Source organism: Winogradskyella sp. 266wxhm, from assembly GCF_058964685.1.
On record NZ_CM179559.1, the window covers coordinates 1,330,887 to 1,352,721 of the forward strand.

The 21,835-nt window shown below is 33.6% G+C and carries 16 protein-coding genes; 9 read left to right on the forward strand and 7 right to left on the reverse strand.

Annotated features, from left to right (window positions below):
* Nucleotides 1–2 precede the first annotated feature (2 nt).
* Complete coding sequence (locus AC2H4K_RS05815; protein ID WP_281140329.1) at nt 3–647, forward strand: polysaccharide deacetylase family protein; 645 nt, start codon at nt 3–5, stop codon at nt 645–647.
* Here AC2H4K_RS05815 and AC2H4K_RS05820 read toward each other — a convergent pair.
* The 6 genes from AC2H4K_RS05820 to AC2H4K_RS05845 all read right to left on the reverse strand — a co-directional run bounded on the left by AC2H4K_RS05820 (nt 628) and on the right by AC2H4K_RS05845 (nt 9,888).
* On the reverse strand, nt 628–924 hold the full coding sequence (locus AC2H4K_RS05820; RefSeq protein ID WP_281140330.1) for a thioredoxin family protein: 297 nt from the start codon (nt 922–924) through the stop codon (nt 628–630). The genes AC2H4K_RS05815 and AC2H4K_RS05820 overlap by 20 nt on opposite strands.
* 107 nt (nt 925–1,031) lie before the next feature.
* A complete protein-coding gene (locus AC2H4K_RS05825; RefSeq protein WP_281140331.1) occupies nt 1,032–2,261 on the reverse strand; it encodes a metallophosphoesterase in 1,230 nt (409 codons plus the stop codon).
* A gap of 29 nt (nt 2,262–2,290) precedes the next feature.
* Nucleotides 2,291–4,759 (reverse strand): beta-mannosidase, encoded by a 2,469-nt coding sequence (locus tag AC2H4K_RS05830; RefSeq protein WP_281140332.1) that lies wholly within the window; start codon nt 4,757–4,759, stop codon nt 2,291–2,293.
* Entirely contained in the window at nt 4,749–5,438 is a 690-nt protein-coding gene (locus AC2H4K_RS05835) for a copper homeostasis protein CutC (protein ID WP_281140333.1), read from the reverse strand. The genes AC2H4K_RS05830 and AC2H4K_RS05835 overlap by 11 nt, the downstream gene beginning before the upstream one ends.
* Before the next feature lies 1 nt (nt 5,439).
* On the reverse strand, nt 5,440–7,734 hold the full coding sequence (locus AC2H4K_RS05840; protein ID WP_281140334.1) for a beta-N-acetylhexosaminidase: 2,295 nt from the start codon (nt 7,732–7,734) through the stop codon (nt 5,440–5,442).
* Nucleotides 7,735–7,908: 174 nt separating this feature from the next.
* Nucleotides 7,909–9,888, reverse strand: a complete 1,980-nt coding sequence (locus tag AC2H4K_RS05845; RefSeq protein ID WP_281140335.1) for an LruC domain-containing protein — start codon at nt 9,886–9,888, stop codon at nt 7,909–7,911.
* A gap of 263 nt (nt 9,889–10,151) precedes the next feature.
* Here AC2H4K_RS05845 and AC2H4K_RS05850 point away from each other — a divergent pair, with 263 nt between their 5' ends.
* The 7 genes from AC2H4K_RS05850 to AC2H4K_RS05880 all read left to right on the forward strand — a co-directional run bounded on the left by AC2H4K_RS05850 (nt 10,152) and on the right by AC2H4K_RS05880 (nt 17,740).
* Complete coding sequence (locus AC2H4K_RS05850) at nt 10,152–13,109, forward strand: GH92 family glycosyl hydrolase (RefSeq protein WP_281140336.1); 2,958 nt, start codon at nt 10,152–10,154, stop codon at nt 13,107–13,109.
* A 3-nt stretch (nt 13,110–13,112) separates the two neighbouring features.
* On the forward strand, nt 13,113–13,937 hold the full coding sequence (locus AC2H4K_RS05855; protein WP_281140337.1) for a hypothetical protein: 825 nt from the start codon (nt 13,113–13,115) through the stop codon (nt 13,935–13,937).
* 2 nt (nt 13,938–13,939) lie between these two features.
* Nucleotides 13,940–14,170, forward strand: coding sequence for a VOC family protein (locus AC2H4K_RS05860; protein WP_281140338.1), 231 nt, complete (start codon nt 13,940–13,942; stop codon nt 14,168–14,170).
* Complete coding sequence (locus AC2H4K_RS05865; RefSeq protein WP_493742973.1) at nt 14,152–14,304, forward strand: VOC family protein; 153 nt, start codon at nt 14,152–14,154, stop codon at nt 14,302–14,304. The genes AC2H4K_RS05860 and AC2H4K_RS05865 overlap by 19 nt, the downstream gene beginning before the upstream one ends.
* Nucleotides 14,305–14,314: 10 nt before the next feature.
* Nucleotides 14,315–15,985: an MFS transporter gene (locus AC2H4K_RS05870; RefSeq protein ID WP_281140339.1), complete on the forward strand. Its 1,671-nt coding sequence runs from the start codon at nt 14,315–14,317 to the stop codon at nt 15,983–15,985.
* A gap of 12 nt (nt 15,986–15,997) precedes the next feature.
* On the forward strand, nt 15,998–17,011 hold the full coding sequence (locus AC2H4K_RS05875; RefSeq protein WP_281140340.1) for an isoaspartyl peptidase/L-asparaginase family protein: 1,014 nt from the start codon (nt 15,998–16,000) through the stop codon (nt 17,009–17,011).
* Between the two features lie 114 nt (nt 17,012–17,125).
* On the forward strand, nt 17,126–17,740 hold the full coding sequence (locus AC2H4K_RS05880; protein ID WP_281140341.1) for a response regulator transcription factor: 615 nt from the start codon (nt 17,126–17,128) through the stop codon (nt 17,738–17,740).
* On the opposite strand, the gene AC2H4K_RS05885 is transcribed toward AC2H4K_RS05880, so the two are convergent.
* The gene (locus AC2H4K_RS05885) at nt 17,721–19,670 is read right to left on the reverse strand and encodes a tetratricopeptide repeat-containing sensor histidine kinase (RefSeq protein ID WP_281140342.1); all 1,950 of its coding nucleotides are present in this window, start codon (nt 19,668–19,670) and stop codon (nt 17,721–17,723) included. The genes AC2H4K_RS05880 and AC2H4K_RS05885 overlap by 20 nt on opposite strands.
* 167 nt (nt 19,671–19,837) lie before the next feature.
* Between AC2H4K_RS05885 and AC2H4K_RS05890 the strand changes: the two genes are divergently transcribed.
* A complete protein-coding gene (locus AC2H4K_RS05890; protein ID WP_281140343.1) occupies nt 19,838–21,790 on the forward strand; it encodes a tetratricopeptide repeat-containing sensor histidine kinase in 1,953 nt (650 codons plus the stop codon).
* The last annotated feature ends 45 nt before the right edge of the window (nt 21,791–21,835 follow it).

Below are 21,835 nucleotides of genomic sequence, written 5' to 3' on the forward strand. Positions count from 1 at the left end.
CGATGCAGATTATTCCAGCCAAAACACCAGGATTTGTAAAAACACTATTTCCAAATTTTGTCTGGAATATTGATACTCCAAACAAAGAACTCTACCTAACGTTTGATGATGGTCCCACTCCAGAAATTACCGATTGGGTACTTTCAACTTTAAAGCAATATGATGCTAAAGGAACGTTTTTTTGTATAGGCAACAATATTGAAAAACACCCTGAAATTTTTCAACGGGTTATTGATCATGGCCACTCTGTGGGCAACCACACGTATAATCATCTTAAAGGTTGGAAACACCAAACTGAGGACTATATCAATGATGTTTTAAAGACTGAAAGCCTAATCAAAAATTATAAGCTTAACAATAAACAGAAATTGTTTAGGCCACCTTATGGCAAATTCAAAACCAAACAGAGTAAAAAGATTCTAGAGTTAGGTTATAAAGTCATTATGTGGGAAGTTATTTCTTACGATTGGGACAAATCCCTAACCGAAGAAAATTGCTTTAGAAATGTAACATCTGCAGCAAAAAGTGGTAGTGTAATTATATTTCACGATAGTGTAAAAGCATTCAAAAACTTAAAATATGCCTTACCTAAAGTTTTAGAATATTATAGTGAAAAGGGATTTGAATTTAAACGTATTCCTGAATAACATTAATTAGAGCATTAAGATCATACTCTCCACTGTGGCGCCATTTCATCTCGCCATTTTTATAAATGATTAATGTTGGTAAACCTTTTACACGAAGCGCTTCAGCAAGCTCCTTATTTTTATCAACATCAATCTTAATGACTTTGGCCTTATCACCAAGAGCAGCGGCAACATCTCTTAAAACAGGATGCATTGCAATAGATTGGTCATTTGCTTCCGTATAGAAGTCTAATAGCACCGGAATATCGACATCTATTAATTCCCCAAATTTTGACATACGTTATTGTTTTAATAAAACGCGCTATACAAACCTACTATAATTTTACAATGAAAAATCGTAGAAAGTTCAATACTAGCAATATAAAAATACTAATTTCTCAACAATTATGCTTCTTTTACTCCTTTTTTAAGTTCTATAACTGTAATCTCTGGCCAGATTCCCACGCGACCAGGATAGCCCAAATAGCCAAAACCTCTATTTACATTTATATATTGACCTAATTGCTCATATATACCTGCCCACTGCTTGTAACGCCATTTTACAGGACTCCACTTTATCCAACCTGGTATTTCAATTCCAAATTGCATACCATGTGTATGACCACTTAAGGTTAAATGATAATGATAATCATGAGCTAATACTTCTGCATCCCAATGACTAGGATCGTGACTCATTAAAACCTTAAAATCGTCTGGTTGTATTTGAGATGATGCTTTCTTTAGATCACCTGCTTTTTTAAAACCGCCTTTACCCCAATTCTCTACACCAATAAGAGCAATTTTTTGTCCATCTTTTTCGAGATAACGATGCTCATTTAGCAATAAATCAAAACCAATCTCTTTTTGAATTGCTTTTAAATCTTCAAGATTTTGAACTTTTGCTTCTTCAGAATCCCAATCTACATAATCACCATAATCATGATTTCCTAAAACGGAATATTTACCATCTGCTGCTTTAATACGGGCAAATGTTTCTTTCCAAGGCAACATTTCCGTAGCCTTATTATTCACCATATCTCCGGTGAAAAGAAGCACATCAGACTCTTGCTTATTTATCAAGTTAACCGCATAGTCTATTTTCTCTTTATTATCAAAACTCCCTGAATGAATATCACTAATTTGAGTAATTCGATAACCATCAAAAGCATCTGGTAAATCTTCAAAATGAAGTGTGTACTTCAATACTCTAAAATTGTACTTTCCTTTGTACATTCCATAAAGCAGCGAAGCGAAAGGAATAGCTGCCAAACCTAAACCAATCTGACTTATAAACTTTCTTCTCTCAGGAATATAAAAGGCTTCACGCTTTGCTATAAACCTATCGTACAACCCGAAAACCCCTCTAATAATATCTTCTCCTAAAAGAATTGGAACTAGGACTATATTTAATGACATAAACGTCAAAAGAAAACCAAAAGCATAACTTTTTGCAGGACTTAGAACACGTCCTTCGCTAACTACTGTAAATTGAAGTATAAAATTTCCTACGACTACTAATGCTACCGCAAGAAAAAGATAATGAACCCAAACTTGTTTTGTTATGGTCTTTATCGCTTGAAAACCATAAGCTGTAAGTAGTATATAAACTACAATAAAAATAATCCATCTTGTCATAAGACAAATTTACGCATATGCCATTCTAGTTATCTTATGAAAGTGTTAAAGGTTTTGATTTGTAGGCTGTCTAAGCTTTTTGATTTCGTTTGGAATTGAATAGTTTTTGGTTCATTAGGCATTAAATCAAAGAAATTGTCAGAAAAATCACCTTTAGCATCTGTATACAAAAACACATCTTTTTGAAGTGTTGATGAATACAACTCTATGGAAAAACCATCATTAGTTTTAGTGACTATTTTTTGAATTTTGGCTTGATTTAATTTCAAATCTTTAGGCTTCACAAAGTAGAAAAATGATGATTCACCATTGAAAGTTGAAACTAAAACAGTTTCGCCTTTATTGAAGTCTAAGTTTTTTAAATCTAACTGAAACTTCACTTCACTTGAAAGTGGCTCGACCGATATTTGCTCTTCATTAAACCAAATAACTTCTCCTGAAAATTTCATTAATCTCAAAGTCAACTGACCTGTTATCTTATCTAATTTATCATTAACAATCCAAGTTTTTAAAATATCATTTTCAACCTTTGAAGAGATTAAAACATCCTCAAAACTTCTTTTGGCTTTATAATGCAAAGCTTTCCAATTCCCAAAATAATCGATACTACTCCAAGAAACTGCAGGCCAGCAATCATTGAGTTGCCAATACAACGAGCCCATATTATAAGGTTTTGCTCTTCTTTGTGCTTCAATACCTTTAGTAATGCCATAAGCTTGCAACAACTGGCTTATATATACATAATCTTCTGCTGAGTCAGGCACTGGAAAATCGCGCTGCATATAATCGTCTATTATTTGAAATCCTCTGGAATGTTTTTGATGATTTTTAAACCCTTCGGAAGTAATATCCACACTATCCTTTTGATTTATGAATTGAATGACCTCGTAACTCGGAAACGACTGAAACCCAAATTCACTCATAAATCGTGGCACATTCTCTTCCAAATGCTCAAAAGTATAACCATCGTGCCAAATCCACCAATCGTGAGCATCGCCTTCTGACTTGTACAACGGATTGCCTCTTCCATATTTTGGCGACGTTTGCCAGTAACTGGTATTTGAATATTGATTCACAGCTTTTGGAAGCATACTGTCAAAAAGCCTTAGATAATTGTTCCATATGTCTTCTTTCTCTTTTTCACTTCTGTCGGCTTGCCAGCCCCAACGATTCCAACCTTCAGAGCTTTCGTTATTACCGCACCAAAGTGCAATAGATGGATGATTTCGTAACCTTTTTACATTCTGCTCAGCTTCTTTAGCAACATTATCTAAAAACTCCGTGTCGCCAGGATACATTGCACAGGCAAACATAAAATCTTGCCAAACCAAAATACCTTTTTCATCGCACAAGTCATAAAACTTATCGTCTTCATAAATACCGCCTCCCCAAACTCTGAGCATATTCATATTGGCATCTACAACATCACTTAAGAGTCTTTCATAATCTTCATTGTTTACTTCATTTTGAAAACTGTGCTGTGGAATATAATTAGCACCTTTGGCATAAACAGGAACATCATTGACTTTAAAATAGAAGGATTCTCCAATACTATCTTTCTCTGTAACCAACTCAATATCACGAATGCCATACTTTGTTGAAATGCTATCTAAAATTTTTATACCTTCTTTTACTACAACCTTAATATCGTATAAGTATGGTTCACCTAGATTATGTGGCCACCAAAGTTTTGGATTTTTAATTTGAAATGAGACAAGGCCTGTCATATCTGAAGGCAACCTTTCATACGACTGATTAAGTTTATCATTAACATAAATCTCGTAAGAGTATTCTGTTGATGGGTAATCTTCAAGTAAAATATTAAAATCAGCTAAAGAATCTGTAAGCTGACTTTGTACAACATATGTATTCTCTTTTTTCAGATAAACTTCATTCCAAGCCACTAACTTTATCGGCCTCCAAATACCGCTTGTGTTCAATTTTGGTCCCCAATCCCAGCCATATTGAAATTGTGCTTTTCTAGTAAAAATACGCTCGCCTTCCGGTAGCTCATAAGATGATTTTTCTTGTGCTTCTGCTTCATATTTAGAGGTACTTTCAAAAACTAGTCGCAACTCATTTTCAAGTTTTAAAAGTGATTTTACATCTAATTCCCATTTTCTGAATGCGTTGTTGGCTTTTAAAATGAGACTATCATTCAAATAAACCGAAGCATACGTATCTAAACCTTCAAAATTGAGCTCAAAATGTTTCTTTTCGAGCAAGTCTTCACTTAATGAAAAAGTGGTTTTGTATTCCCAATCGGTTTCTGAAACCCATTGTACTTTTTCTTCATTATTACCAATAAATGAATCTTCAATAAGTTGATGATGCAACAAGTCTGAAAACACATTTCCTGGAACCGTAGCCGAATGCCACACAGTATCTGTTACTTTTTTGAACAGCCAATTTTCATTGAGATTTATCGTAGTTGGTAAATCGTGTTTTGGTTGACAGCTAAAACAGATAATTATTAACAACAGTAGACTATATCGCATCTAAAATGGCTTTTATTTTCATTGGGTCTGAAAAGGTTATTGGCACAGAAAACATACCATCATCCTGTTTCTTTGTTGAAGATGCAGAAGCGTGAATTTCAGTTAATCCTGCTTCTTTAAACAAGTTTGCATTTTTTGAAGTGATTCCTCCTCCTGCTAAAATTGTGATTCTATTTTTGGCTAAAACATTCAATTCTTTTAAAAGATCTAAGCCTTCTTCTGCGGTTGTTTTTTTACCTGAAGTCAGCACACGATTAGCACCAAGTTCTATAAGTTGTAATAAGGCTTCTTTTGGGTTTTTAACCTCATCAAAAGCACGATGGAATGTAAATGACAAAGGTTTGGCAAGGTCTATCAAAATTTTTGTTCGTTCAACATCTATAGTGTCATCAGGTTTCAATATACCGGAAACGATGCCTTTGCAACCTAAATCTTTACAGACTTGAATATCGTTTTTCATGATTTGAAATTCATCATCAGAATACACAAAATTGCCACTTCGAGGACGTATCAATACAAAAACCGGAATATCTAACTCTTCAATTACTTTTTTCAATAAACCGTAAGATGGTGTAATGCCACCAACCGAGAGTTCTTGACACAATTCTATGCGATGTGCTCCTGCGTCGCAAGCATTTTTTGCTGATTGGTATGAGTTGGCGCAGATTTCTAGTTTCATATTAATTTACAATGATCTCATCAATAAAGGTCCAAGCTTTGTTGCCAGCACCTTGTTTACCCTCTGGGATTATGCCGTAGTTTGGAACAAGTAACTTTACTCTTTTTATTGGTCTATTGGATAAGATTGATTGTTCCCAAAACACGTTCTTCAAGTTTGGATTCCCCGAACTTTCTGGTAAAAATTTATTTGCTATAACTTCATCATTATCAAAAATAATTCTAATTGCTATGTGTTCTGGTGTATATATCCATTGCCCATTACCATCATAAAATCTTGTTTCTATTGAATCAATTTTTATTGGCTCTTTAAAATCAATAGTAATCTCAATGTCTTCTCCCCAAAACCCTAACCACTCTTTATCTCCATAGCGTGAATCACTTCCTGAAATACCATTTATTAAACCTTCTGCTCCACTACCAGAGTAGGCTTTGTGTGGTTGTTTATCAATCGTAATTTTTGCTCCAACTGCTTTGTGGTAATTAATGTATTGTGTGAAGGTTTTACCTAATTGTTTTTCATCATTATATACAGCAGCTTTGATTGTTGAACTTTCGGTAATCGGAATTTTAGATTCGTAAACTTTTGAATTTATGGTAGGTTCGCTTCCATCTAAAGTATAACGAACACTCTTGCCTTCTGTGAGAGTTTTTAATTCATAATACGACTTGCCTTCATCTGAAATTAAATCGCCTTCAATTTCATAAAGATGATTGGCATAGTTAATATCTAAAGCATTTAAACGCTGATGAAAGTTTTCTAACCTCGAAACAAAATCCTTGTAATTCTTATGTTGAGGTTGAGACCAAACCACTTCACTCAACGCCAACATTCTCGGAAATGTCATATATTCAAGATGTTTTTCAGTTGGAATATATTCTGTCCAAATATTGCCTTGAGCACCTAAAACATATTTTGATTCTTCTATTGTTAATTCTTCTGGAATTGGATTAAAACCATACACTTTTTCCAACGGTAAAAAACCTCCAATAGCCAAAGGTTCATCCTCATTTTCAGATTGGTAATAATCAAAATAGCAATGTGATGTTGGAGTCATAACCACATTATGTCCAGATTTTGCAGCTTCAACTGCTCCATTCGTACCTCGCCAAGACATTACCGTTGCATTGGGTGCCAAACCACCTTCTAAAATTTCGTCCCAACCAATGATTTGTCTCCCTTTTGAGTTGAGATAGGCTTCCATTTTGGTAATGAAATAGCTTTGCAGATGGTGTTCGTCTTTTAAGCCTTCTTTCTTAATCAGCTTTTGACAATGTTCACAATTTTTCCAACGTGTTTTAGGAGCTTCATCTCCTCCTATGTGAATATATTTGCTCGGAAACAGTTCTAAAACCTCATCCAAAACATCCTCTAAAAACGCAAAGGTTTTTTGGTTTGGACAATAAATCTCTTCAAAAACTCCCCATTTTTTGGCAACCTCAACGGGTTCGTCTGTACAACCTAGCTCTGGATAAGCGGCAATGGCAGCTTGTGCGTGACCTGGCATTTCTATTTCTGGAATTACAGTAACAAACCGCGCTTTAGCATACTGAACAACAGCCTTAACTTCCTCTTGCGTGTAGTAACCTCCATATCGTTTACCATCAAACTGATGTGGTTGGTCACTGTAATGTCCTACCAAAGTTTCATCTCTGTATGCTGAAACCTCTTGCAATTTTGGATATTTTTTAATCTCAATTCGCCAACCTTGGTCGTCTGTAAGATGCCAATGAAATGTATTCATCTTCAACAAAACTAAAGCGTCAATGTACTTTTTGATAAAATCAACAGAAAACATATGCCTTGCCACATCGAGATGCATACCACGATATTTAAACTGTGGTTGATCTCTTATAGTTACAGCTTGAATATTGATTTCATTTTTTGAGAACGTATCATTTTCCAGATCAACAGGCATTATTTGCCTTAAGCTTTGCACAGCATAAAACGCACCTTGATCCGTTGATGCTTTAATTGTTATTCCTTCTTTTGAAACCGTTAAATGATAAGCTTCAGGCTTTAAATTTTCATCCAGCTTAAATTTAATATCGGTTCCTTCTTTCAGATGTATTGAACTTCCGCTTTCAATAAAATCTTTTAAAAATTGAGCACTAACTTTAAAGTTGTCATCGTAAGTTATTCCTGTACTTTCGTCAATAGTAAAAAAAGAATCGGTTAATTCTACGGAATCTGGAATTGGTATAATCTGCGGTTGAATAGTTTGAATTGAATTCTCATTGCAATTCACAAATATTAACGACAGAATAAAAAGACTTATTAATTTCTTGATATGCATTTTGGTGTTTTAACTGCTTAAAATTAGGAATCTATTTTAAGGTCATCAAAACTTCAGTTTAATTTTTTACACTAATCACAAATCGACTCCATCATATGAAATCTTTTTAACCAAAAAAGTCCCGAATGTTAAAAAGCAACATCCGAGACCCAAACTTAACCAAATTATGAACAGTTAATGAATTTTACTTGCGTCCCTATTAGAAGGGAGATCTCTATACCAATCTTTGTGAATATTACCACCACTCGTGGCCCAATTTGAAAAGAAATGATAAGCTTCGTTAATAGGATATCCTTCATCAGGAAAGTCAAACGACTCTGATATATTGATAGCCCATGGCAAGCCATTTGAGGTTTTGTAATAATAACCATTTGCCGAATTGCTAGCATCATAAGACGTACCTAATAATTGCTCATCGGCAAGATTTGTGGGCTGATGTCCTGGTAAATGGATTTCTTTACTTCGATCTCCGTTTACGAAAATGAATGAGTTATAAGGTGGATATCCTGTTAGATTTTGTGAGACTGGATTATTAAAACTAATTATTGAGCTCACAACATTATCTGGAGATGTTTGAATAACATCAACTACACTGTCAAAGAATATCATAGTTGCTTTGTCTTGATTTGTCTCAGTATTGTTTCCGTTAACAGTAATAATATTATTAGTTAGGTGTAAACCACTTACACTCGCTACATTGTTAGATGGAAGATTCTTTAACTGTACACCAAAACCATTATTAAAACTTGCAAAAACCGCCTTAACATTCCAATCCGCTTCTATATCGACCAGAAGATTGTTTCCGTTAAGAATGTGATCTATTTCATAGTCAATGACCATATCATTAAAATCGTAGTCGCCTTGAGCTGGCCATAGGTCTTCAAAAGCTAAAGAGCCTGTGTATGTGTTTCTGATCGCTCTTAATGGATCATCTGGAAAATCATCACTTTCATTTGAAACCCCATCTCCATCATTATCCGTACTCGGAGTTACTTGTGGAATACTTCCTATTTCAATAGCTTCCCATGGATTGGCCGAAACATAAAATATTAAATCGTTAAAATCATTATCACTACCCTGAGATCGTGTTTGATCTTCAAAACCATTTAATAAACGTTGGTTTCCAAAATCCGCTAGCTGAACGGTATGTTGCCGCATATTTGGGTCGCTTTCCACAGTATTGAAATCTGATCGAGAATAAAATTTAGTCGTATTTACATTTGTACCAGATCCTGTCCATGCATTTTGAAAAAGTACCCAAGAAATGGTTTTTCCTGCTTGAAAAGTTCCTAGTCTGACTTTATCACCAGCATAAAGTTCACCACCTGAATAAGCCAATGAAGCATTAGGTAAGACCACATAAATGGAATCTATTTCACTTGGATTCGCAGGTGGGTTTTGGGTATCAAAAACATAATAACCTAAAGCATTTTTATAGCCTGCACCTTCAGTCACAAAAGTGACCCAAACATCGCTCAGATCTGTTACTACAACATCAAGTTCGTTTCCTGAAGTTAAGTATTCTGGATTAAAATCTGGAACAGGTTTGTTTTCTGGAAGAGAAGCATTCACTCCGTCTAAAAACTCTTGACTTAAATTATCACTTTCAGATTCAAGATAATGAGGCAATCCCATTGTTCCTCCTGTATTATAACTTCCCATATAGTAATAATTGTCAGATATCGGAATAGCGTTGTTTGAATTTCTGTTATGATATTCATCTGACCTTTCTTCTGGAATTCCTCCAAAAGTTAGGCTCATATTTGGTGATACAACTTCGGTTTTTTGATTTGCAAAACCTACACTATGAACTTGAACGAATAAATTTTCTAAATATGTTGGCACTTGAATTTTAGTATTTAGCACACCTGTTGAATTGGTCAATCCAGAAGATAAATATGTTCCACCAGAATCTGGATGTTTTGTAAAAAAGCTAACCTTAACACCTGATAAAGCTTGATCTGTGACACTTTTTACCTCAACTTCAATTTCTATTTCCGAAGTGGTAACAAAATTAAAATCTGCAGGAATGTTAAGCTCTGAAATAACATTACCTATTGAATCAGACGAATCGTTTTCTATGCTTTCCAAGTCCTTACTACATGAAGACAAAACAAAAAAGGAAAGCAATGGTATGAATAGTATTTTTTTCATGACTAAAAATTTAACTGAATTCAAATGTCGGTCACTTTGAAGACGTAAACTGGTGAAAATCGCTGGGATGGATTTTTCAGTCGTTTAATGATCAATAAGTAAAGACAAATGGTTTTCTCAACTTAATCTCTTAACCTCATCTTATTTCAAGATAATAAATCAGTTAACTTATTTAAGCACAAGCAGTAATCATAATTAAAAACAAGAACTACATTCTTGCTTGGCATTTTAGTATATTAGTTGCATTAAAAACTAGTATTCTTTTGAAACATCTTAAGTTTATTTCCGCATGTACTGCTATCCTACTTTTATTTGGGTGTAGCGAAACCACAAATCTAAAACCTGCACAAAAAGATCAACCATTAACCAATTACGTCAATACATTTATTGGTACTGGTGGCCACGGTCACACCTATCCTGGCGCAACAATGCCTTTTGGGATGATGCAGTTGAGTCCAGACACACGTTTAGAAGGTTGGGACGGTTGCTCTGGCTATCATTACACAGATGAATATATCTACGGATTTTCACATACACACTTAAGCGGTACAGGTATAAGTGACTATGGAGATGTGCTTTTAATGCCTACTGATAAAGTGAATTTTAACAATGGATCTGATGGAAAATCGGGTTACCGAGCTCACTTTTCACACGAGAATGAAAGTGCTAAACCTGGCTACTATAAAGTGTACTTAGATTCAACAAATATTGATGTTGAACTGACAGTTTCTAAACGAAGTGGTATTCATAAATATCAATTTCCTTCAGCTGAAAATCAGTATGTGGTTTTGGATCTAGATCATCGCGACAAATTATTAGACTATAAAATTAATAAGCTGAATGATACTGAAATCAATGGACTTAGACATTCTTCAGCTTGGGCTAAAGATCAGCGTTTGTTCTATCATATTAAGTTTTCACATCCAATAAAAGAAATTGTTTATGATGACGGCGAAGGTGTGGCTGTAAGTAAAAATTACAAGTTTGAAAGTAAAAAGGCCATCATTCAATTTGAAAACCCAAACAACGAACCAATCATCATTAAAGCAGGAATTTCTGCCGTTGATGAAGCTGGTGCTTATAAAAATTTGGAAGTTGAAGTTTTAACCAAAGATTTTGAAACCGTAAAGCAAGAAGCACAACAAGAATGGGAATCTCAACTTGAAAAAATTGTCATAGAAAGTGATGACTTAGACAAGAAAACCAATTTCTACTCTGCACTTTACCATACTATGATTGCACCAAATATCTATCAAGATGTTGATGGTCGCTATAGAGGTATGGATTTAGAAATTCACGAAACTAAAGATTTCGATTATTACACAGTATTTTCACTTTGGGATACGTATAGAGCGGCTCATCCACTTTACACTATTATAGAACAGGACAAAACCAATGATTTCATCAATACGTTTTTAGCAAAATATGATGAAGGTGGGATTATGCCAATGTGGGATTTATCAGGAAATTATACTGACTGTATGATTGGTTATCATGCCGTTCCTGTTGTTGCCGACGCCTATTTAAAAGGCATCAGAAATTATGATACCGAAAAAGCTTTTGAGGCTATGAAACATTCAGCTACTCGTGATAAATTCGGGTTAGAATCTTATAAAAAATATGGTTTTATTCCTGTTGATGAAGAAAGCGAATCGGTTTCCAAAACTTTGGAATATGCTTATGATGATTGGACGATTGCACAGATGGCAAAAGCGATGAACAAGGACGACGATTATAAAACCTATATTCAACGTGCGCAATATTACAAGAATGTTTACGATCCTGAAAGTAAATTTATGCGTGGTCGTTTTAGAAATACTTGGTTCACTCCTTTTGATCCTTATGAAGTCAATTTTAACTATACCGAAGCTAATTCATGGCAGTATAGTTTTTATGTTCCTCAGGATATTTCTGGCTTTATGGATTTGCTCGGCGGAAAAGACGCTTTAGAGTCACAACTTGACCAGTTATTCTCTGCAAACGCTGAAACTTCTGGAAGACATCAAGCTGATATCACAGGATTAATCGGCCAATATGCTCATGGTAACGAACCAAGTCATCATATGGCTTACCTCTACAATTTTGTAAACAAGCCACACAAAACGCAAGAGAAAGTTCATCAAATTTTAACCGAACTCTATAAAAACGATCCTGATGGAGTTTCTGGAAATGAAGATTGTGGACAAATGAGCGCTTGGTATGTGTTGAGTTCCTTAGGGTTTTACCCTGTAGCTCCTGGAAGTAATGAGTATGTCATAGGAACACCTCTTTTTGACAAAGCAACCATTAATCTAGAAAACGGAAAGCAGTTTAATATTACCGCTCATCATCTTAGTGATACCAATATTTATATTGAATCTGCAAAACTTAACGGAGAAGATTTAGATATCACTTATCTAAATCACGATAAAGTTGTTTCAGGTGGAAACCTAGAGTTTTTTATGACGGATAGTCCAACGAATTGGGGTACTAAAATTGGACAAGAACCAAAAATCGAAATAACAGATCATATTATTTTACCGTCACCATTTATTGAAAAAGGCGATATCACTTTTAGAGATTCAACTAAAGTTTCCCTAGGAATTGTATCATCTGCCACTGAGATATTTTATAGTATTGATGGTTCTGATTTTAAAGTTTATAGAAATCCATTCACAATATCTCAGCCTTCTAATATTAGAATGTATGCTTCAGATGGTTATGGAAATTCAAGTAATGTATTATCCACACCATTTTATAAGATTGATCCAAACTTAAGTATCTCTTTAGAAAGTGAATTTGCCAACCAGTATTCTGCTGGTGGAAACGATGCACTAATTGACGGTATTCGTAGCACCAAAAACTACAGAACAGGCAGTTGGCAAGGTTACCATAATACAGATTTGGTAGCAACAGTTGATCTAGGAAGGCAAAAAGCTATCAATACTATTTCTGTGAACTTTTTACAAGATCAAGGTGCGTGGATTTTTTACCCAACAGAAGTGCAATGCTTCGTTTCAAAAGATGGTATAAACTATAAAGCTTTACCATCGCAAAAGATAAACACGCGAGACAGAAATAATGAAATTGAAATTAAAACTGTTGAGTTTAAAATTCCAACAGCAGAATATAAACATGTAAAAATAATTGCCAAGAAATTAGGAGAGCTACCTGAATGGCATTTAGGCTATCCAATGGATGGTAGAAGTTGGATTTTTGCTGATGAAATTTCGATAAGATAAATAATGAAAAAATCTTTAGTCTTTTTATTTATAATCCTATGTTTTTTTTCTTGTAAACCCACCTATAATTTACAAAGTGAGAAAACTAAAATTGTCAATTTAGCAAAAGGTAATTTCACAAATAACGACTATTTTGAAAGTATTCCTTCAAAAGTTAAAGATTCGGTACCAAAGGAGAAACTATATAAACATTTAGATAGTGTAAGAAATATTATTAATTCTACTTTTTTTAAAGAAGGGGACATTATTTCTCAAGACATACTAATTGAAAAAATCAGTTCTACTAGAGAAATAAATGATGTGTTTTTTAAAATTGTTGAATATACCAGTTCATTAAAAATACAAGGAAATGCAAACAATTTTTATTTAAAAGATTACAAAGCATTTTTAGACAGTGAACTTACCAAATATTCTGAAGACAATTTTGAGGTTTTAACTACTAAATCAAGAGGATACATTCTAACCTATTGGACAGAAGAATCCAAAAAATGGAAGTATATGCCATATAATGATTTATATAACGAAAGATTATTTGGGATTAAAACGACACAAAAAATAATTGAACTCTACTTCGATGACATTTTTGTTCCTGCTCAAAAAAAATGGGATAGCGAATCAATAGCTTTATTTAATGAGGTTTATGAAGAAGATCGCAATTCCTATATCGATGAGGGTATAGATTTCGAAAAGTTTTTGAAATGCCGGAGAAAATATCAAGAAAAAACTGAAGAAGATTTCAATGATAATATACCTAACGAATATTATGAAAGTAGTTATTTTATAGATCACTCTATTAAATGTCGCATATACTCTAAAAAGTTAAAATAAAAATGGCCTTTAACTCGTTAGTTTCAACATTAGAAGTCGAGAGTATGGATAAAACCATTGCGTTTTATGAATCGTTTTTAGACTTTAAATGTATTAGCAGAGATGCCAATAATTGGGCGTTTTTAAAAAAGGATGATGTAGAAATAATGCTATCTTACGTTTTTACGAAGATAAATTTCCAAAACCCGTTTTTACTGGTGGATTGTACATCTATGTGGATGATATTAATGTAATATGGCAAATACTTAAAGACCGAGCTGATATCTGCTATCCTATTGAGAATTTTGAATATGGCATGCGAGAGTTTGCTATTTTTGACAACAATGGTTACAGATTACAATTTGGTCAAGAACTAGAATCTAACTAACAAAAACTATATGAGCAATCAAAACAACAAATCGGCTTTAGCAACCTTAGTCACCGTTTTCTTTTTCTGGGGATTTATTGCTGCATCTAACAGTGTATTTATTCCTTTTTGTAAAACGTATTTTAACATTGACCAGTTTCAATCGCAATTGGTAGATTTTGCCTTTTATGGAGCATATTATATTGGTGCTTTGTTATTATTCATTCTGTCTGGTTCTATCAAAAAAGACATTATGAATAATTGGGGCTACAAAAATGGGATTATCTACGGTTTATTGCTTTCAGCCGTCGGTGCTTTTGTAATGTATCCTGTAACTGCTGGCGCCGAACAAGGTCAAACTGGAGTATTCTACTTGGTTCTTATTGCTTATTTTATTGTTGCCTTAGGATTCTCATTGCAACAAACGGCTGCCAACCCATTTGCTATCGCACTTGGTGACCCAAAGACTGGCTCGCATCGTTTGAATTTAGCTGGTGGAATTAATTCCTTTGGAACAACTATAGGTCCTGTTGTGGTAAGTTTAGTCATTTTTGGTTCTGCAAGTTGGAGCTCTGATGAATTGGCTTCAATGATTGCCAATAATGAAATTACGCTAATGACAGTACAACAACTCTACCTTGGAGTTGGCGGATTATTTTTAGCTGCAGCAGCATTATTCTATTTCTCTAAAAAATTACCAGCCTTAAAATCTGAAACCGCTTTTGAACCCGCTAATAAAGCCAGAAACTTACTTATTTTATTGACAATCGTCGTTCTGGGATGTATAGGATATGTAATTGGTTCGTATGTTGGAAAAAATGATACTAACGAAGAATTAGAACGACTAAGGTTGATTTTATTATTTATTGCCCTAATTTCTGTCGTTGTTGCAGTGTTTTACGCATATACTAGCGCATCAAAAAAGCCAGAGGGTTGGGGTGCTATGAAGTATCCACAATTGGTCTTAGGTATGCTTGCAATCTTTACATACGTTGGTGTTGAAGTTACTGTAGGAAGTAATTTAGGGGAACTTTTAAAACAAGAAATCGAAAATTCAGGTTTAAATATGCTTGGTCTTCCTGCTCTTAACGATTCTCAACTCGGTTCATATATTTCATTGTATTGGGGTGGATTAATGATTGGTCGTTGGGTTGGTGCTATCACGGTTTTTAATCCAAGTAAAGGGCTTAAAAAAGCCCTGCTTATCATTGTACCTTACATTGCTTTTGGTGTCATCATACTTGTCAATTCTATAAAGTACAGCTTCAGTTCTGATGAAATTTTATTTTTTGCTGTTTGTATAGCCGTTCAAATTGGAGGTTTTTTCTTAGCAAAAGACAATCCTGTTCAAACCTTAAAACTTTTTAGTCTCTTAGGAGTTATAGCAATGTTAATTGGTTTGTTCTCTTCTGGAAATGTAGCTTTATTTGCTTTCTTATCTGGTGGTTTATTTTGCTCTATAATGTGGCCTTGTATTTTTACATTAAGTATTGCTGGGTTAGGAAAATACACCTCTCAAGGTTCTTCATTCTTAATAATGATGATTTTAGGTGGAGCCATTATTCCGCCTGTGCAAGGTAAATTAGCAGATGTATTTTCAATTCAATCATCGTATTGGATGGCTGTAGCCTGTTTTGCCTATCTTCTGTTTTACGCTTTTAGAACTAAGACAGTTTTAGATAAACAAGGTGTTGAATATTAAAAAACTAAAATTGTGCAACGTAGAAAATTCATAAAAAGTGCAGCATTAACAAGTGCCGGATTAGCCGTTACAAATTCGCTATTGAGTTGTGAAGACACTTCTAAAAAAGAGAACAATACAACTCCTATTTCTACAACTCAAAAAGCATCATTGCCTTTAGTGATTGCGACTTGGTATGTGGAAAATGCCACAGCAAAAGCTATGGAAATATTGCAATCTGGAGGAACAGCTTTAGACGCTGTTGAGCAAGGTTGTATGGTTGAAGAAGCTGACATAAAAAACAGCTCAGTAGGCAAAGGTGGTCTGCCAGACAGAGATGGGAACGTTACTTTGGATGCTTGTATTATGGACAAGGATGGTAATTGTGGGTCGGTTGTATTCCTAAAAGACATTACACATGCCGTTTCCGTAGCCAGAAAAGTAATGGAAGATACACCACATGTAATGCTTGCTGGTGAAGGAGCTAAGCAATTTGCTTTATCAAATGGTTTTGAAGCTGAAGATTTACTTACCGAGAGCTCTAAAAAAGCCTGGGAAGTGTGGAAAGTGGAATCAGAATATAAACCTATAATCAATATTGAAAACCATGACACCATTGGTATGCTAGCCATTGACAAAAATGGTGACATCTCAGGAGCTTGTACAACAAGTGGATTGGCCTACAAAATGCAAGGTCGTGTTGGAGATTCCCCAATTATCGGTTCAGGATTATTCATAGACAATGAAATTGGAGGTTGTGTAGCTACAGGTCTCGGAGAAGAAGTTGTGAAAACAGTTGGGAGTTTTTTGGTTGTAGAACTGATGCGACAAGGCAAATCACCTCAACAAGCTTGTGAGGAAGCCATTAGTAGAATTGTAAGTAAACCCAACAGTAACTATAAAGATTTTCAAGTTGGTTATATTGCTGTAAATAAAAAAGGAGAAACTGGGAGTTACTCTATTCATCAGTGGTTTAGCATGACTAAATTTCAAGATGGCAAAAACGAGCAAATTCAATCAGATTATTTCCTTAAAAACAATTCTTAACTTCTTTTATTAGTAATTATCTTACATCTTATCGAACAAATTGTAATAGACTGACAAAAAAACTTAATTTTCGCATAAAGTAAAACTTCATAACTTTATTCTGAAATAATCCCTATGTCAGCAATAAGAGTATTAATTGTAGAAGACGACCCAATAATTGCAGAGGACATCAAAGACATGCTTAGTAGTATTGACTACCATGTTGTTGGTATCGCTTATGATAAGGACGAAGCTTTAAGTCATATCAGCGAAAACAAACCCGATTTAGTTTTATTAGATATTAATCTTGAAGGAAATTATGAAGGTTTCGATATCGCAAATTATATTAACAAAAATCGAAAAGTCCCATTTTTATACCTGACGTCTTATTCAGGAAAGGAAATTTTAGATAAGGCCAAGCAAACGCTTCCTATGGGTTATGTTGTAAAACCTTTTAATGAACGAGAGTTATTCTCTAGTATTGAAATTGCCTTACATAATTTCTCTAAATTCATTTTACCCTTAGAGCTTAATAGAGACGTCATCAATAATGTTATTGTAAACCCTTTGACTGAAAAAGAATTCGATATCTTAAAAGGATTATATGATGGCAAAACCAATCAGCAGTTAGCAGACGAACAGTTTGTGAGTATCAATACCGTAAAAACACACATTAAGAATATTTACGAAAAGTTAGACACCCACACACGTTCTGAAACTATGTCGCTTCTCAATCAATTACTACACTAGTTTTTTTCTTAGGAATAGTTACAAAAACCTGAGTTCCTGAATCATTTTTTACTTCAATTTTAGCCTTTAACTTTTTGGTTAATGATTGTATTAATCGTTGTCCAAAAGATTCTGTTGCTGTTTTTTGAAGAATAGCATCATTTATTCCAATACCATTATCTTTTACGATAAGACAATAATCAGAGTTGCTTTCAGTCATTTCTATAATTATTTCAGGCTGTTCAATCTGGCCTTTAGGAAATGCATGCTTTAATGAATTGGTAACAAGTTCATTTACAATTAAACCTACAGGAATAACAGATTCAACATTCATTAAAATATTTTTAGCTTTAACTTTTACACTAAATTCCTTATCTGATTTATGATACGAATTAAAAATACTTTGTGCTAAACCTTCAAAATACGTTTGAAGATTCACCATATTCAAATCTTCGCCTGCATATAGATTTTTATGCAAAATCGCCATAGATTCCACCCTATTCCTTCCATTTTGCAATACTTCAAATGCTTTTTTGTCTTCAACATATTTTGATTGAAGATTTAACAAACTTGAAATCATTTGTAAATTATTCTTAACACGATGATGTGTTTCGTGCAACAACAGCTCTCTATCTTTTAAGGCTTTTGTTATAATATAGTTTTTGGACTTTATTTTAGTATATAATTTATACAAGGCTATAACTACTATTAGGAATAAAACCAAGCAAATTATTGTACCTATCAAAATTACTTTTGAGCGAGAAAGATTAGCTTTTGTTACCTCACCTTCCTTATTTAAAAGTTCAATTTCGGCATCTTTTTTTTGTCTTTCGTATTGCGCGTCTTTTTCCGCTATAACTTCTAAGGATTCTTCAGAGTATATTGAATCACTGATCTTTTTATAGGCTTTAAAATTTTCTAAAGCATCTTTATGTCTACCGCTTTTCTCATAGGCTTCAGACAATAAATTATAGGCTGTTTGTTGTTGGTATAAAGATTGGTGCTCATCGTATCTAAAAATATCATTTAATTGCTCTATGGCTTCTGGATATCTTTTTAATTTTATCAGTACTTCACCCATATTTAATTTTGATTCGCAAAGATTATAAGTACTACTTAAATTTTCACGTATATCTAAAGCTTTAAGGTGTTCTTGATAAGCTTCTTCTAAACGTCCTTGTTCTTGTCTTAATAATCCTAAAAAATCATGATGAAAGCCCATTTCCCTTAACGTTGGAAATACTTTGTTTAATGATTTTTGTTTCATTAGGTGCATCTCAGCTTTATCAAACTCACCCAATTCAGTGTAAAGCAATCCTAAATTGGCATTAGCACTTGCCATACCTGTACTGTCATTCAGCTTTTCAAACTGACTTAAAGCTAAAAGATATTGATCCTTTCCTTTTTCTAGCTGGTCTATATTAAGATAAAAGCCTGCTAAAGTATTATTTATTCTGGCTTTCTGTTCAGCTGAACCAATTTTATCATAAATATTAGCAACTTCTAATAGGTGATTTTGAGATACCACGTTGTTACCCAAAAACATATTAATGGTTCCTATAAAATGCCCACTTTTAGCAATATCTATAGAATCCTTATTGTCTTTTGAATATTCGTAAATACTTTGGTAATAATTTAAAGCGGTTTTGTAATCACCTTGCCAACGATGGCTTGCCGCAAATATGTAATTGTTCCTTCTTATTTCCTCGCTGTCTTCAATGTTGAGAAAATTCTGTTCAATATCTCTAGCAATATCTTCTGCGAATTCAGGGTTGCGCTGCACTAAATGTTCTCCTAATAAAAAAAGGCTTGCTTTCTTAACAGCTTTTGAAGTGCTATTATCAATAACTTTCTGCAAGCTATCCTGATAGGCATCAGGTTCAGCATCTTGAGCGTTTAAAAAACCACTTATAAAAACAATTACGAAGAAATATCTAAATAGTATTGTCATAAACTTAAATAACATATACAGCAAAAATACAAAACCAAAATTCCGAAAAATCACCCAAAAGGATGAAATACAAATGAGTACAATATTTCAACTTTACACAGCTACTATTAATCTTAAAAAAATAAGAAAACTCTTAAATTTAAGTGTTAATCCCTAACTTAACATTCATGAAAAACCTTTATCTATTTATTGTTCTGCTTTTTTCACTAACCCTTTACTCACAGGAAACATCTAATACTAATCAAAAAAAAGTTGATTCTATAATATCGTCTTTAGACACTATTAATAACAATTTTGAAAAAGTAAGAATACTCACAAGTAATGCTGGAAAAATGCGTTACTCTAAAGATTCTAGAATTTTAATCGATAAAGCGCTTTCCTTATCAAAATCCAATAAAGACTCGAAGTTATATGCCAATACATACTATTCTTTAGGAAATTACTTTTTTTATAATAGTGAATTAGATTCTTCAGATATATATATTAATAAGTCTTTATCTTATGTTAATGATAAAACAATGCCGTTCCTAAGAGCTTCAAACCTAATGACTAAAAGCGGCATATACAGAAAACGAGGTAACATTAGCCAAGCTATAGCTGCAATGCTAGAATCAAAGCAAGCAATTGATAAAATTGACACTTTGAAGTTAGACGAGGAGCAAAAGAAAAAATATGTTGGAACAAATTTGGTTCTGAATAATACCTTGGCTAATTATTATAATCAGATGGAAGAGTTTGATAAAGCCGTTGATTATTACGATTCGGCTTACAAAAGTGCATTAAATTTAGAGTCGAGTATCAATGCAGGCATTATCATATCTAACAAAGGTGAATTATTGCTCAATCAGGGTAAACCCAAAGAAGCCCTTGAACTTTTTGAAAAAGGAAAAACTTTAAAAGAAACAGGAAAAGCACCTTTAAGCTTTCTCATGAGTTCTTATCTTAATATTGGAAACGCACAGACTAAATTAGGGCAATATGAGGACGCTTTAGAAAACCTCAATAAATGTCATGATTATTACAACGAATCTAATACTATTGAAAATCTAACCATTGCAAAAAATTATAGAGGGACTCTTTTTATTGAAATAGAAAGATATAAAGACGCCATAGTAGATTGTAGCAAAGCCAAAACATTGGCTTTAGACGCAGGAAATCTTGAGCTTATTTCAGACGCTTGTAAATGCTTATCTGAAGCCTATCAAGCTACTGGAAATTTTCAAAAAGCTTTTGAAAATTATGAGCTTCTTACTAAAACTAACGATTCTATTTTCAATGAAAAGAACATAAAAAAACAGACCCAACTAGAGATGCAATATGAGTTTAGTAAAACTCAAGAATTAAATGCTTTAGCCCTAGAATCGAAAGAAAATGAAAGTAAACTCTATTCATATTTAGCAAGTTCAGGACTTTTATTGGCTGCTGTACTGGGTTTTTTCTTTTATAAAAACAGAAAGAAAAACATACAACTTGCTAAACAAAAAGTACTTCTAGAAACATCCATTGACGAAAAAAATGTATTACTAAAAGAAACGCATCATCGTGTAAAAAACAGTTTTCAAATTGTGTCTAGCTTATTATACCTACAATCTGAAAGCGTTCAAGATAAAGAAGCAAAAATTGCCATAAAGGAAGCTGAAAACAGAGTACGATCCATGGTGTTGATTCACCAAAAATTGTATAACAAAGATGAATTAGTCGGTATCAATACTGAGGATTATTTTACAGATTTAGTCCGTGATATTTTTGAAAGCCATCAATTTAAAACCGAACCTATAAAATATAGCCTTACCGTTGAATCTTTAATTCTAGACATTGAAACCATTACTCCAATAGGTCTTATTTTGAATGAATTAATAGTGAATACAATAAAACATGCTTTTGATGACATAACAGCTCAAAGCAAAATTCATATAAAATTCTATTCAGAGAATGATAAGCTAATACTTAAGGTTATAGACAACGGCAAAGGGTTTGAAGGTGATGTAAAAAACACTTCATTTGGTATTACTCTAATGAAAGCGCTATCTAAAAAGCTTAAAGCTACTTTAAATTACAAGTCAGAAATAAATATAGGTACTGAGGCTATACTAGAAATATCTAAGTTTACCATACTATGATTTTTCACTAAAAAATATGAGGCATTCACTAAAGAAAAAAAATGA